Annotated in this window: 13 protein-coding genes and 6 tRNA genes; 11 read left to right on the top strand and 8 right to left on the bottom strand. The window is 47.1% G+C overall.

Annotated features, from left to right (window positions below; all coding sequences use genetic code 11):
• Window positions 1-3 precede the first annotated feature (3 nt).
• Window positions 4-621, top strand: a complete 618-nt coding sequence (locus ACN0RF_RS00665) for an arylesterase (protein WP_417437688.1) — start codon at window positions 4-6, stop codon at window positions 619-621.
• A 45-nt stretch (window positions 622-666) separates the two neighbouring features.
• Here ACN0RF_RS00665 and ACN0RF_RS00660 read toward each other — a convergent pair.
• From ACN0RF_RS00660 to gltX, 6 genes are all read right to left on the bottom strand, one after another.
• A tRNA-Glu gene (locus ACN0RF_RS00660) sits at window positions 667-742 on the bottom strand.
• A gap of 35 nt (window positions 743-777) precedes the next feature.
• Window positions 778-853: transfer RNA gene (locus ACN0RF_RS00655), tRNA-Glu, on the bottom strand.
• A 33-nt stretch (window positions 854-886) separates the two neighbouring features.
• Window positions 887-962 (bottom strand) — tRNA-Glu (locus ACN0RF_RS00650).
• A 47-nt stretch (window positions 963-1,009) separates the two neighbouring features.
• Window positions 1,010-1,085: transfer RNA gene (locus tag ACN0RF_RS00645), tRNA-Ala, on the bottom strand.
• 141 nt (window positions 1,086-1,226) lie between these two features.
• The gene (can, locus tag ACN0RF_RS00640) at window positions 1,227-1,877 is read right to left on the bottom strand and encodes a carbonate dehydratase (RefSeq protein WP_011235005.1); all 651 of its coding nucleotides are present in this window, start codon (window positions 1,875-1,877) and stop codon (window positions 1,227-1,229) included.
• 64 nt (window positions 1,878-1,941) lie between these two features.
• A complete protein-coding gene (gene gltX, locus ACN0RF_RS00635; RefSeq protein ID WP_417437687.1) occupies window positions 1,942-3,348 on the bottom strand; it encodes a glutamate--tRNA ligase in 1,407 nt (468 codons plus the stop codon).
• Window positions 3,349-3,540: 192 nt separating this feature from the next.
• Between gltX and ACN0RF_RS00630 the strand changes: the two genes are divergently transcribed.
• A tRNA-Val gene (locus ACN0RF_RS00630) sits at window positions 3,541-3,616 on the top strand.
• Window positions 3,617-3,651: 35 nt separating this feature from the next.
• A tRNA-Val gene (locus tag ACN0RF_RS00625) sits at window positions 3,652-3,727 on the top strand.
• 13 nt (window positions 3,728-3,740) lie between these two features.
• Here ACN0RF_RS00625 and ACN0RF_RS00620 read toward each other — a convergent pair.
• Window positions 3,741-4,640 (bottom strand): LysR substrate-binding domain-containing protein, encoded by a 900-nt coding sequence (locus ACN0RF_RS00620; protein ID WP_224797194.1) that lies wholly within the window; start codon window positions 4,638-4,640, stop codon window positions 3,741-3,743.
• 131 nt (window positions 4,641-4,771) lie between these two features.
• Between ACN0RF_RS00620 and ACN0RF_RS00615 the strand changes: the two genes are divergently transcribed.
• Window positions 4,772-5,890, top strand: coding sequence for an S-(hydroxymethyl)glutathione dehydrogenase/class III alcohol dehydrogenase (locus ACN0RF_RS00615; protein WP_417437686.1), 1,119 nt, complete (start codon window positions 4,772-4,774; stop codon window positions 5,888-5,890).
• Between the two features lie 11 nt (window positions 5,891-5,901).
• A complete protein-coding gene (gene fghA, locus ACN0RF_RS00610) occupies window positions 5,902-6,738 on the top strand; it encodes an S-formylglutathione hydrolase (RefSeq protein WP_417437685.1) in 837 nt (278 codons plus the stop codon).
• A gap of 72 nt (window positions 6,739-6,810) precedes the next feature.
• Here fghA and ACN0RF_RS00605 read toward each other — a convergent pair whose 3' ends face one another.
• Window positions 6,811-8,649, bottom strand: a complete 1,839-nt coding sequence (locus ACN0RF_RS00605; RefSeq protein WP_417437684.1) for a methyl-accepting chemotaxis protein — start codon at window positions 8,647-8,649, stop codon at window positions 6,811-6,813.
• 187 nt (window positions 8,650-8,836) lie between these two features.
• On the opposite strand from ACN0RF_RS00605, the gene ACN0RF_RS00600 reads away from it, so the two are divergent.
• The 6 genes from ACN0RF_RS00600 to ACN0RF_RS00575 all read left to right on the top strand — a co-directional run bounded on the left by ACN0RF_RS00600 (window position 8,837) and on the right by ACN0RF_RS00575 (window position 13,830).
• Window positions 8,837-10,117, top strand: a complete 1,281-nt coding sequence (locus ACN0RF_RS00600; protein WP_417437683.1) for an acetyl-CoA hydrolase/transferase family protein — start codon at window positions 8,837-8,839, stop codon at window positions 10,115-10,117.
• Window positions 10,118-10,204: 87 nt separating this feature from the next.
• On the top strand, window positions 10,205-10,894 hold the full coding sequence (locus tag ACN0RF_RS00595) for an aspartate/glutamate racemase family protein (protein WP_417437682.1): 690 nt from the start codon (window positions 10,205-10,207) through the stop codon (window positions 10,892-10,894).
• A gap of 13 nt (window positions 10,895-10,907) precedes the next feature.
• Window positions 10,908-11,591, top strand: a complete 684-nt coding sequence (locus ACN0RF_RS00590; protein ID WP_011235013.1) for a DNA-3-methyladenine glycosylase I — start codon at window positions 10,908-10,910, stop codon at window positions 11,589-11,591.
• Window positions 11,592-11,687: 96 nt separating this feature from the next.
• Entirely contained in the window at window positions 11,688-12,305 is a 618-nt protein-coding gene (locus ACN0RF_RS00585) for an outer membrane protein (protein ID WP_417437681.1), read from the top strand.
• Between the two features lie 154 nt (window positions 12,306-12,459).
• On the top strand, window positions 12,460-13,173 hold the full coding sequence (locus tag ACN0RF_RS00580; protein WP_417437680.1) for an SIMPL domain-containing protein: 714 nt from the start codon (window positions 12,460-12,462) through the stop codon (window positions 13,171-13,173).
• 51 nt (window positions 13,174-13,224) lie between these two features.
• The gene (locus tag ACN0RF_RS00575; RefSeq protein ID WP_417437679.1) at window positions 13,225-13,830 is read left to right on the top strand and encodes a DUF502 domain-containing protein; all 606 of its coding nucleotides are present in this window, start codon (window positions 13,225-13,227) and stop codon (window positions 13,828-13,830) included.

Raw genomic sequence — 13,830 nt, 5'->3', positions numbered from 1 at the left:
AAAATGAAAAACTTCCTTTTGAAAACGTGTTTATTTTTAGCGCTGTTGTTGGTTATACGCAGCGTTTCCGCAAATGTCTCACTTGTCGTTTTAGGTGACAGCTTAAGCGCCGGTTATGGGCTTTCTCAGGAACAAACCTGGGTTGCCGAGTTAGATCGTCGCTGGGAGAGCTCTCATCCCGATATTAACATTATTAACGCCAGCATTAGTGGCGAGACCACTCGTGGTGGTTTGCGCCGCTTAGAAGGCGTTTTAGAGCGCCATAAACCCGATGCATTATTTATTGAGCTGGGGGGTAATGACGGACTTCGTGGATTTGACCTAAACACAGTTCGTTCAAATTTGAAACAAATCATCGACCAGGCGCAGCAACAAGGCGTTAAAGTCGGTTTAAGTCAGGTTATGGTGCCACCAAACTATGGCCAGCGTTTTGCTGAACAGTTCCGAAAAATGTTTGAAGAAGTTGCAAAAGAAGAGAATGTGACACTCATACCGTTCTTTATGGAAGAAATAGCAACAAATGCCGATTATGTGCAGGATGATGGCATTCACCCCACCGCGGAAGCCCAGCCGAAGATAGCAGACTTTCTGGAACCTTATTTACTGGAGTTGGCAAAGTAGTAAAAGCCAGAAACAAAAAAACCGCCTGCGGGCGGTTGATTTAAGTGGCGTCCCCTAGGGGATTTGAACCCCTGTTACCGCCGTGAAAGGGCGGTGTCCTAGGCCACTAGACGAAGGGGACCCATGGAACTTAATTTAATATATGCAGAAAAGTAATGGCGTCCCCTAGGGGATTTGAACCCCTGTTACCGCCGTGAAAGGGCGGTGTCCTGGACCACTAGACGAAGGGGACGCAGAAATTACTTCTTACATGTTTGTATTTGAATGGCGTCCCCTAGGGGATTTGAACCCCTGTTACCGCCGTGAAAGGGCGGTGTCCTGGACCACTAGACGAAGGGGACGCAACAACCAAATACTTACTGCCAAATAGTGCTTTACCAAAACAACTTGGTGGAGCTAAGCGGGATCGAACCGCTGACCTCTTGCATGCCATGCAAGCGCTCTCCCAGCTGAGCTATAGCCCCGCACCTGACAGTCGCAGACTGCCTTGACAGCGGGGCGCATTCTATTGTGACCTGAGCTAATGTGTCAACTATTTTTTCTAAAAATACTTCTGTTTGAACGTTTTTATGCCAGTTTGCTCAGTAATTCATCAAATCTTAACTTTAACCGCCTTTCGGCAACTTTTGGTGGTAAACATGATACACCTGCTCCATGCCTTCCCGGCTTGAAACCGATACATTCATATCATTAACCAAACCATTATCTAAACGATAGACCCAACCATGTATTGTCAATGACTCACCTTTGTCCCAGGCTTCCTGCACCATATTGGTTTTGGCCAGGTTTTTAACCTGTTCAATCACGTTCAGTTCACACAAACGATCAATCTGCTCAGTCTCGCCCAGTTGTTCCAACTCTTCGGCATGCTCGCGGTACACATCACGAATTGGATACAGCCAGTGGTCAACCAGCCCATGAGGTTTACTCTCAAGTGCCGCTTTTACACCACCACAACCGTAATGACCCACCACAAGGATATGCCGAACTTTCAACGCTTCAATGGCAAACTGAATAACCGACAAGCAGTTAAAATCAGTCTGGATGACTTGATTGGCGACATTTCTGTGTACAAACAATTCACCCGGAGCCATCCCCACAATCTCGTTCGCCGGCACCCGACTATCGGAACAGCCTATCCATAGATATTGCGGGGATTGCTGCCCTACTAAGCGTTTGAAAAAATCAGGATCGTTCTTTACCTGTTGCTCCGCCCACTCTTTGTTGTTTGCAATCAAATGTTTTATATCTGCCATTATTTATTCCAAATAACCTGACGTTCTACGTCAGGAACAGATCTCACCCGATATAAATGTCAGGTTACCCCTGTTCTCTCTGAGAGATAAATTCTAACGCCAGGTCTATACGCGCCAGAACGGTCTGCTGTGGAATTAATTCCAGAGTCACATCTAATGATGGAGAGTTACCGCCACCAGTCGCAGCAACACGCAGTGGCATGCCAACTTTGCCCATACCAACATCCAAATCGGCTGCTGTCTGGTTAATTGCCGCCTGAATAGTAGCAGCATTCCAGTCACTAATTGCTCCGAGCAGTTCTTTGGCTTTTACCAGCGGCTCTTTGGCTACCGGGCGCAAATGCTTTTTCGCAGCTTTTTCGTCAAACTCATCAACAGACTCAAAGAAGTAACGGCTAATGGACGCCATTTCTTTCAGGGTTTTTACCCGGTCAGCCTGCAGCGACACGACTTTTTCCAGCGCGGGACCATCACTTGTGCCCACGCCAATTTGGTCAAACTGCCATTGTAATTGCGGTGCAACTTGCTCCGCAGGCAACGTTTTCATGTAATGCTGGTTTAGCCAGTTCAGCTTTTCGGTATTAAACGCAGAGGCCGCTTTATTAACGTCATCCAGCTTGAAGTATTCCACCAGTTCATCGCGGCTGAATATTTCCTGGTCACCATGAGACCAACCTAAACGAGCTAAGTAATTCACGACCGCTTCCGGTACGTAGCCGTCATCGCGGTATTGCATAACGCTGACTGCGCCATGACGTTTCGACAGCTTCTTACCGTCGTCACCTAAAATCATCGACACGTGAGCGTATTGCGGTACCGGTGCGCCCAGAGCTTTCAGAATATTAATTTGACGCGGGGTATTATTGATATGGTCTTCACCACGCACCACGTGCGTAATATCCATGTCCCAGTCATCAACCACCACACAGAAGTTATAAGTTGGTGTGCCGTCGGTACGGGCAATGATCAAATCATCCAGTTCAGTATTAGCGAATTCAATGCGTCCTCGAATGTGATCATCAAACGCAACACTGCCTTCTTGCGGGTTACGAAAACGAACGACGTACTTATCACCGCCAACATCCGGGTTGTCGCGACAATGGCCATCGTAGCGAGGTTTTTCACCGGCAGCCATTTGCTCTTCACGCATTTTTTCTAAACGTTCGGTTGAGCAATAGCATTTATAGGCTTTGTCTTCTTTCAGTAATTTGTCAATTAACTCTTTATAGCGCTCAAAACGCTGAGTCTGATAATAAGGTCCGCGATCCCAGCTTAAACCTAACCATTCCATCCCCTCTAAAATGGCATCAATAGCGGGCTGAGTTGAACGTTCACGGTCAGTGTCTTCTATACGCAGTACGAACTCGCCGCCTTGCGCTTTTGCGACTAACCATGAATACAATGCCGTACGGGCACCACCAACGTGCAAATACCCAGTCGGGCTGGGGGCGAAACGCGTTACCACACTCATGTTTGTTCCTTTCTTTAAAACCAGTCAATTTTATGAGCGCAAGTTTATCAAGACTGAGCGCCTGACGCATCTGCTATTCGAAATGATTAAAATGTCAGCAAACGAACACAAGTTGGCAATTTTTATTTGACAGTTTAGATCTGCGCCCTATAATGCCACCTCGCAACGACGCAGAAGTGTCACAGTGAAAATGGTTGCTTAGCTCAGTTGGGAGAGCATCGCCCTTACAAGGCGAGGGTCACTGGTTCAAGCCCAGTAGCAACCACCACTTCTCTTCTTCCGTCAATTGCAGACCTTCAGGATGGTTGCTTAGCTCAGTTGGGAGAGCATCGCCCTTACAAGGCGAGGGTCACTGGTTCGAGCCCAGTAGCAACCACCACTTTTTTACTCTCTCAGTTCTCTATTTCTCCAGTATTAAATTTTCCTGATAAATTTCCTGACAAATAGTCTAGTAATACCCGTACTTTTGGAATCACCTGACGGTTTTCCGGATACAATGCCCATATACCATCATCGGGTTGCCGGTAGTCCGCTAATACTTCCTCCAGCTGTCCGTTAGCCAATGAGTCCGTTACATAATAGTCCGGCAGCATAGCCAGCCCCAGACCTTTCATAGCGGCGTCACGAAGCGCCAGACCATTGTTGCAATGCAGGTAGGATTCCGGACGAACCGTTTCCAGTTTACCCTCAACCTGAAAGCGCCATTGCCTGACCGTTCCGGTAAAACAGCGGTGCGCATCCAGTGCGTTAATATCTTGCGGCCGACCAAACTCTTCAAAATAAGCAGGAGAGCCGACGACGAAATGTCGGCGCGAGCCTAGTTTGCGGGCACGTAACCGAGGGTTACCCAACTGCCCTAATCTAATGGCAACATCGTAACTGCCCTCTATTAAATCGACCTGCTCGTTGGTTAACTGAAAATCCAGCCGGCATTCTGGGTAAATGTGTAAAAAATCATTCAACAGAGGTGCTATGAAACGCTCACCATAATAAACCGGTGCCGTAATGCGAATCAGCCCCTGCGGCTGCTGCGTTCGCTGCTGAATGGCCTGATCGGCGTCTCTTAAGCTGGCAACCAAGTGCTGACAATGAGGTAAATAAAGCTTCCCCTCTTCCGTTAAACTGACACTGCGGGTTGAGCGGTACAGCAGTTGCATCTGCAGCCGGTGCTCAAGCGCTGCTATATTACGGCTAACCTGCGCCACAGATAACCTGAGTTGCCGGGCTGCCGCAGTAAAGCTCTGTTGCTCAGCCACTGCCGCAAACTCACTGATCCCCTGCCATGGCTTCATTCTGCACCTATTATTTCATTTATGAAAAAGTAATTTGTAAAAACAGTAGATTACCTGCTAATGAGAAAAAGTTAAACTTACGCTACGCTTTTATCTAATAAAATGAAAATCCAAGACTATAAGGAATTATTATGGAAACCATTAAGTCACGCGCTATGGTTGCCTGGGGCCCGGGCGAACCACTGAAAGAAGAAATTATTGACGTTGCGCCGCCGAAAAAAGGCGAAGTGCGGGTTCGCATTATAGCAACAGGTGTTTGCCATACCGATGCTTACACACTTTCCGGTAAAGATCCTGAAGGCATTTTTCCTTCTGTACTAGGTCACGAAGGTGGCGGTATTGTTGAATCCGTCGGCGAAGGTGTCACCTCAGTTGAAGTGGGTGATCATGTTATTCCTCTGTACACCGCGGAATGTGGTGAGTGTAAATTCTGTACCTCGGGTAAAACGAATCTGTGTCAGGCCGTTCGTGCCACTCAGGGTAAAGGCTTAATGCCGGACGGTACCAGCCGCTTTTCAAAAGACGGCGAGACCATTTATCACTACATGGGCACTTCAACTTTTTCTGAATACACCGTTTTACCAGAAATTTCACTGGCTAAAATTCCAAAAGACGCTCCTTTAGAAAAAGTCTGTCTGTTAGGTTGTGGTGTCACCACCGGCATGGGCGCGGTTAAAAACACCGCCAAAGTCCAGGAAGGCGACACAGTTGCGGTATTTGGTTTAGGTGGTATTGGCCTGGCCGTTATTATTGGTGCCGTACAAGCCAAAGCTTCGCGCATTATTGCCGTTGATGTAAACGACGACAAACAGACGATTGCCAAAGAGCTAGGCGCAACCGACTTTGTGAACCCAACTAAACACGACAAGCCTATTCAGGAAGTTATTGTCGATATGACTGACGGTGGTGTCGACTTCTCGTTTGAATGCATTGGTAACGTCGACGTTATGCGCGCCGCGCTAGAGTGCTGCCACAAAGGCTGGGGTGAATCCGTGATCATTGGTGTTGCCGGTGCCGGTGAAGAAATCTCTACCCGCCCTTTCCAGCTGGTTACTGGCCGTGTATGGCGTGGTAGTGCCTTTGGTGGCGTTAAGGGTCGTACCGAACTGCCCGACTATGTAAAACAATATATGGACGGGAAATTTGATTTAGACACCTTTATCACCCATACCATGCCGTTAGAAGAGATTAACGAAGCGTTCGACTTAATGCATGAAGGTAAGTCGATTCGTTCAGTTATTCATTATTAATGGAGTCTGTAATGAAACAAGTTAGCGAAACCCGCTGTTTCGGCGGACGCCAGTTACGCTTTGAACATGACTCTGAAGTACTGAACTGCGCTATGCAGTTCAGTGTCTTTTTGCCATTACGCGCAGAAAAAGCAGAAGTTCCGGCGGTTTATTTTTTATCGGGCTTAACCTGCACCGATGAAAACTTTTCCACCAAAGCCGGTGCGCAGCGGGTAGCAACGGAACTCGGTATTGCTTTAATTGTACCGGACACCAGCCCGCGTGGAGATAACGTAGCTGATGACCCGGACGGGGCTTACGACTTAGGCTTAGGCGCCGGTTTTTACGTCAACGCCACTCAGGAGCCATGGAAAAACCATTATCAGATGTATGACTACATCGTGAAAGAGCTTCCGGAACTGGTCGAAGCGGAACTGCCAATTAACGACAAGCGCGCTATTGCAGGTCATTCCATGGGTGGCCATGGTGCTTTGGTTATTGGCTTGCGTAACAGCGACCGCTACAGCAGCATCTCTGCCTTTTCGCCTATTACTAATCCAACACAGTGCCCCTGGGGTGAAAAAGCTTTTAGTGCTTATTTAGGCGATGATCGCGAACAATGGAAGCAGTACGACGCTGTTGAGATTATTAAGTCGAAAGGTCAGCCATTGCCAATTCGGGTAGATCAAGGCTTAGCTGATGGCTTTTTAGAGGAACAGCTGAAACCTGAAAACCTTAAAGAAGCCATTGCTGAAGTAGAGGGTGGCGGTACCGTTCACCTACACGACGGTTACGACCACAGCTATTACTTTATATCCTCATTTATTGAAGCCCAGCTTCGCTTCCATGCGAAGTATTTAACGGCTTGATACACCACCGACGTAGCCTGACATTTATGTCAGGTGGGACACCGCCCTGATGTGAACATCAGGCTACATCAATTACACGCGGAATTTGATAACCGCCTGGCGCAATTGCTCGGTTTGTTTACGAACCTGGGCAACTGCGTCGGCATTTGACTGCGCGTCATTCGCGGCTTCCACACCCGCATCCCGAACACGGGTAATATTTCTGGCGGTTTCATCTACCACTGCAGATTGCTCTTCAACTGCCGTTGCGATAGACGCAGAGCGGTCGTTAATTTTTAAAAGCTCCATATGAATACGATTAAATAACTCATCCGACTCCGATGAATGCTGAGCACTCTCTTCACCCAGCTCATTACATTCCTGCAATGTGGTGACAATGACCTGTGTCTGCTGATTTAACTGACTGGTAATAGACTCAATTTCACCAATAGATTGTTGCGTGCGTGATGCCAGCGTCCGGACTTCATCAGCAACAACTGCGAAGCCTCGTCCCTGCTCTCCGGCTCGGGCAGCCTCAATAGCCGCATTCAGTGCCAGTAAATTGGTTTGTTCCGCGATCCCGTTAATGACGGTGACAATTTGAGTAATAGACGCACTGCGTTCCGCTAAGGTATTTGCTTCGCTCACACTGCTGTTTAAACGCTCCGCAAGATAACGAACCTTTTCAACACCAGCCTGTACCGACGTACTCCCGTGCTTAGCCTGGTCGGACAAACTGTTTACCTGCTCGGCGGTATCTTCTGCATCATTCGCAATAGTATGAGCCGTGCTGCCCATCTCATTGATAGCGGCTGCAACCTGATCAACTTCGTGCGACTGCATGTCCAGATTCTCAGACGTATGAGTAACAGTATCAGACACCTGCTGAGTTAACCCGTTAACCGTCTCGACTGATTCATTAATTTGCTTAATAACGTTACGGAAATAACTCAACAACTCATTAAAGCTATCGACTAAATCACCCAGCTCATCACTACGGAATTTTTCTGATACAAGAGTTAAATCATTGCTACCCTGGACTTTCTTCATGTCTTCACGTAACTGAGTTAACGGCTGATTAATTGAGCGAATAACCCAGAACAGCATAGCAACGACGATAAATGCAATTGCTGCAAAGACCACAATAGGAACCCACTTCATGGTTGCCTGACGTGACTGAAGCAACACATTGAGGTTCTCATCCAACTCAGCTAACGAACTCTCCATATCACTTGCAATCGTTCTTACTTCGCCTTTAATCCCGGACTCTTCATCCAGGCCAATTTCTTTCGACAAGCTGGCGTAACGGCCAAAGTCACGACGATAAGCGTCAACTTTGGAAGCCAGATTCGGCGATGCCGATAGCTCGGCTTTCAACTCATCCAGTAAATTGTTAACTCGGCCCAGGTACTTGTCGTCAAAACGCAGCATAAAGTCTTTTTCGCTACGGCGTATCTGCAACAGAGTTACCAACAATTCGGTTCGGTTGGCTGTATCAATAGCTTCTTCCAGCTCATGCGTCGCCGCCCGCAGCGCGCCATAGGCCCCACTATTTTCATCCAGTCCTCGTTGCTTAAACGCAGCAACTAAACTATTAAAATTTTCTTCATATTTTGAAACCTGCTCAGCAAGACCATCAATAAGTCGCGTAGAGCCCTCATCAGCAACCAGTTGGTTAAGCTGTTCTAACCTTTCAATCGTTACACTAACTTCTTGCTGTAGTTTATCCGCGTAACTTTCATCCATTCGCAAAAAGAAATCTTTTTCGGCACGACGCACTTGTAACAAACCGTTATGTACAGATTCCCGCAATTCACTGGCGCGATGCAGCTGACTAATTTGAGACTGAAAAAACATCATCAGCATTAGTAGTATGATAAAGGCAGCCGTTGTTACCGCACCGACAGAGAGAAGTTTATTGCGAATTGACATAAGGTAAGCCCATGTTTAGAAACTGGCGAAATAATAGTCATTGAACAAATGTTCTGCAATGATCTATTTTGTTAACAACTTTAGCTAAGCGACACGCTATGTCAAAGTAAGAGGTATCACTTACTGGGTAAATACCCTTATTTCAGAACCAGTTATAATCGCACCAAGCTCAAAACAGGATGCAGTAATGAAAGTTAATTCGGCAATACAAGCGTTATCAATTCTGAACGATGGAGATGTTATTTGGTGTCAGTCGATGGCGGCCACTCCCTACAAATTATTAGAGGGTCTGAAGGAAGTTGCCAAACAGCGTGTAAACTTAACGCTATTGCAATTGCATACGGAATACAGCGAAGCTTTAGGTGATCCGGAATTAAACGGGCATCTCAGGCAACGAGCATTTTTTGTCGGAGCATCAACCCGCCAGGCCGTTAATCAGGGTCTGGCCGACTACGTTCCTATTTTCCTGTCTGAAATTCCAAAGCTGTTTCGTTCAGGCGAGCAACCGCTGGACGCAGCTATTATTCAAGTATCGCCGCCAGATAAACACGGTAACTGCAGTTTAGGTATTTCGGTAGAAGCAACGCGAGCCGCCCTGCAAGTTGCAAAGAAGGTTATAGCCTGGATAAACCCGAATATGCCACGCACCCATGGCGATGCCCTGGTTCAACTTAAACGCTTCGATCGCTATTTTGAAGAAGCGGCAACGATTCCCCAGCATAAACAACCGCAACAAAACCCTGTTACTCAAAAAATTGGTGAACAAGTTGCCGGACTCATTAACGACGGTGACTGTTTACAGATGGGCATTGGAGCGATACCCGATGCGACTTTGGCTTGTCTGCATCATCATAAAAACTTAGGTATTCATACCGAAATGTTTTCAGATGGTGTGCTGCCTTTAGTTGAGCGTGGCGTTATTAATAACAGTCGCAAGCGTAAACACCGAGGACGCATTGTCACCACCTTTGCGATGGGATCTCAGGCATTATATGACTTTGTGGATGACAACCCGGAAGTGTTTTTCCTTGATGTTGAATACACAAACGATACCTCGGTTATTCGTCAGAATAAACAGGTTATGTCGATTAACAGCGCACTGCAGGTTGATTTAAGCGGTCAGGTTTGTGCTGATTCAATTGGCACAAAAATTTACTCTGGTGTAGGTGGACAAATGGATTTCGTTCGCGGCGCCAGCTTATCCGAAGGCGGTCGCTCAGTTATTGCGCTACCGTCAACCGCTTGTGGCGGAAGCGTTTCCCGTATTAGTTCTCTGCTGGCACCGGGAGCCGGAGTCGTAACAACTCGTGCGCACGTTCACTACATTGTGACCGAGCACGGTATCGCGAATTTACGAGCCAAAAGCATGAGTGAGCGCGCGCGGGAGCTTATCCATATAGCCGACCCTAAATTCCGTGAAGAACTGGCTAAAGCGGCCTACGACGACTGGGGGCTGAACATAAGCTAGACTGTTTTCATCTAATATCACCGTTAACTTAACGTCCAAACTGCGCTAGGCTATTTTTAAATAGCCTATTGCGGAGCGGAGGTTTTAATGAAAACAGTCGGCATTATTGGTGGCATGAGCTGGGAATCAACCAGCACTTACTACCGACGCCTGAATCAGCTAATCAATGAACGACTTGGTGGCCTACATAGCGCAGAGCTCCTGCTTGCCAGCGTTGACTTTGCGCCTATTGAAAAAATGCAGAGCCAGGGCGACTGGGACGCAGCCGCGCAGGCTCTTATTGGCAAAGCCAGGCAACTTGAGTCCGCGGGTGCCGAGTGTATTGTTATAGCAACAAATACAATGCATAAAGTGGCGCCTCAGGTTGAAGCTGCCGTAACCATACCCTTACTGCATATTGTCGACGCAGTAGCCTCTCATCTCAAACAAAATAATGTCCATAACGTTGGACTGCTTGGTACCCGTTTCACCATGCAACAAGCTTTCTATAAAGAGCGCCTGGAAGAAAACAGTGTACAGGTTCTGGTACCAGAGGAAGAGGACAGCATTACCGTCGACAGCATCATTTTTAAAGAACTTTGTCACGGCCAGTTCACTGAAGAAGCCCGGGAGCATTACCTTCGCATTATTGATTCGTTAGCCGAACGAGGCGCGCAAGGTGTTATTCTGGGATGCACAGAAATAGGTTTACTGGTTCAGCAGGAGCATTCGGCTTTGCCTTTATTCGATACCACGGAACTGCACTGCCGGGCTATTGCCGACTGGATGTTGAAATAAGAGCAGGTTAACCATGACAGACCTAACCACAGACTTTTCTCAATTTTATGAGCGCGCTTGTCAACGCAAAGGCGGCGAAAACGCTATGCTCTCACGCATGCCAAAAGTTACACCTGCAAGCGAGCTGAAACAGCTGGATGACCGGGTCATTTTATCAACCATTACCCGTTGTATTTTCCGCGCCGGTTTTGTCTGGCGCATTATTGAAGCGAAGTGGCCGGGCTTTGAAGAAGCCTTTAAAGGCTTTGTGCCTCTTTACTGGCAACAAGTGCCCCCAGAAGTCTTAGAGGCACTTTCCAAAGATGAACGTATTGTCCGCAACCAGCAAAAAATAAACACCGTGCCCGCTAACGCACGAATGATTGTGGAAGTAGCCGAAGAATACGGCAGTTTTGGTCAGTTTCTGGCTCAATGGCCATCGAGCCAACAAGCGGAGTTGTTGCATTATCTTAAAAAGAACGGTTCGCGATTAGGCGGCGTTACCCCACAGTATGTTTTGCGCGAGCTTGGCTGGGACGGTTTTATTCTTTCCAATGATGTTATCACCGCGTTGACCAACTACAAGCTGATAGACGCTTCTCCCACCAGTCAAAAAGGGTTAAAACAAGCTCAAAGTGCGTTTAACCACTGGCATCAGCAGACCCAGTTACCTTACAGTCATTTATCGCGAATTCTGTCATACAGCGTAGGAGAATAGGCGCTCGTCAATCTCCTGTCAGGTTAAATATAAAGCAATTGAAGCACTTAGCTATTAAAGGTATATTGCCCGCTTTTCTCAACCAAGGAGAGATTTATGAGAAAAGCGGTTGTTGCATTGGCAATGCTGACCTTACCTGGCGCTGTTCTGGCCCAATCCCCTAACTGGAATAAAGTTGATGCGTCCTATCTTGATACCGATGTTGGCGTTGACGGAGTTGGCGATCTTTCTTTCGACGGATTCAGAGTCGGCGGTTCGGCTGCTATTAACCCGGATCTGGTCGTTTTAGATAACCTTTTCGTATTTGCAGATTTCGACTCTGTCTCCAATGATGACTCAGGTTTCGATTTAGACATCGATTTTCTGTCCGCAGGTGTTGGTTCGTACAAACACTTAACGGAAACAACGGATTTATACGCGACGGCGTCTTTTGAGCGAGCAAAATTTTCAGGTTCTGTCCAAGAGTTTTCTGCATCGGCATCTGAGAATGCCTGGGGTGTAGGCATTGGACTTCGTTCTATGCTGACTCCGAACGTTGAAGTTGACGCAAAACTTGATTATGTAGCATTTGACGAAGAACTTGTTCGCTTTAACCTTTCCGCTTTCTATCACGTTACGAAAAACTTCTCTTTCGGTCTTGGCTATGAAACTCATAGAGAAACTCAGGATCTGGATGTTGACAGCTTAAGCGCAACTGTCCGCTATTCATTTTAATTCGCTGAACTGTCGCCCACTGCTGCTGAACGGCAGCGGGGGCAAATTCCCACTGGATAAATTACCGCTGGTCACCTATAAATAGAATGAGAAAATACTCGTACGACTGTACGTTACCGCAAGCCACTTTTTTCAAACAATTCTGGGGATTTTGATGAGCTCAACCAAAAATACTCTGATATTAGGCATCTCTCTAATCATTAGCTTTGTCGTTATTGGCATCATCGGCTCAAATGCCGTGCTTGAGCATAAATCGATGGAGCGCAGTGTGACCGTAAAAGGCTTGTCTGAAAGAGAATATCTTGCCGACACCGTTATCTGGCCTATTCAATTTACCGCGGCCAGCAACGATTTATCAGAAATTTATGAAACTATGGAAGCATCCAATAAAAAGGTCATCGCCTTCTTACGGGAAAAAGGCATCGAGCCGGATGAAATATCCTCGTCAGCCCCTTCTATTACCGATAAATCAGCCCAGCGTTACGGTTCATCTCAACCGGCAGAATTTCGTTATACCGCCACACAGGCCATTACGGTTTACTCCAATAAAGTTGAGCAGGTTCGCAGCGTTATGGGAGACCTTGCCGACCTGGGTAAAGAAGGTATTGTCCTCAGTAGCGACGATTATCAGGCGCAACCAGAATACTTATTTACCCGGTTGAATGAGGTAAAGCCTGAAATGATAGAAGAGGCCACCAAGAAAGCACGGGAAGTAGCAGAAAAGTTCGCTATAGACTCGAACTCTCAACTGGGAAAAATCAAACAGGCGCGTCAGGGGCAGTTTAGCATTAGTGCTCGCGACCGACATAACCCTCATCTGAAAAATGTAAGGGTTGTATCCACCATAGAATATTACTTGTCCGATTGATCTATTCGCTTCACAATGCGGCTAACTCTGTGCCAAAAGACTTATTAAATAATGAAAAGAACGCTGCAGTATTTATTTAAAGGGTTAGCCATTTTACTGCCCATTGTTGTGACCTTTGCGTTACTGCAATGGCTGCTAGTTACCATTGAAACCTGGCTTAAGCCTATATGGATAACCTTATTGGGAGAGTCTTCATACTTCCCGGGCCTCGCCTTTATCAGCTTTTTAGCTATCGCTATGCTTATTGGCTTTAGCTCTCGCTGGAACTTCATTGATTCTCTCTGGCAGCTTCCCGGAAAGCTCATCAACCGGCTGCCACTGCTGCGCAGTCTTTACGGTACCATTAACGATGTCTTTGAAATGATGTCGGGCAAAAACTTCGCTGAAGAGTCTGTTGTATTAGTCACCCTGCCCGGCAGCAAACTGCGGCTTATTGGTATCGTCACCAAGAAAAGCGGCATTAAGGGTGACCGCTTGTCGGAATTGATGGAAGGCGACCAGGTAGCGGTATTCTTGCCCATGAGTTATAACGTCGGCGGCTATATGGTCATAGTGCCGGCGGATTGTATTGAGTCACTAACGATGAAGCCTGCCGAAGCCCTGCAACTAACAATAAGTGGGGGCCTGGGCAAAAATCACTCCGGCAAAACAGATTAA

It is taken from the genome of Idiomarina sp. (genome assembly GCF_048260185.1).
Classification (GTDB): Bacteria; Pseudomonadota; Gammaproteobacteria; order Enterobacterales; family Alteromonadaceae; genus Idiomarina.
This window is presented reverse-complemented; position numbering and strand designations above follow the sequence as displayed.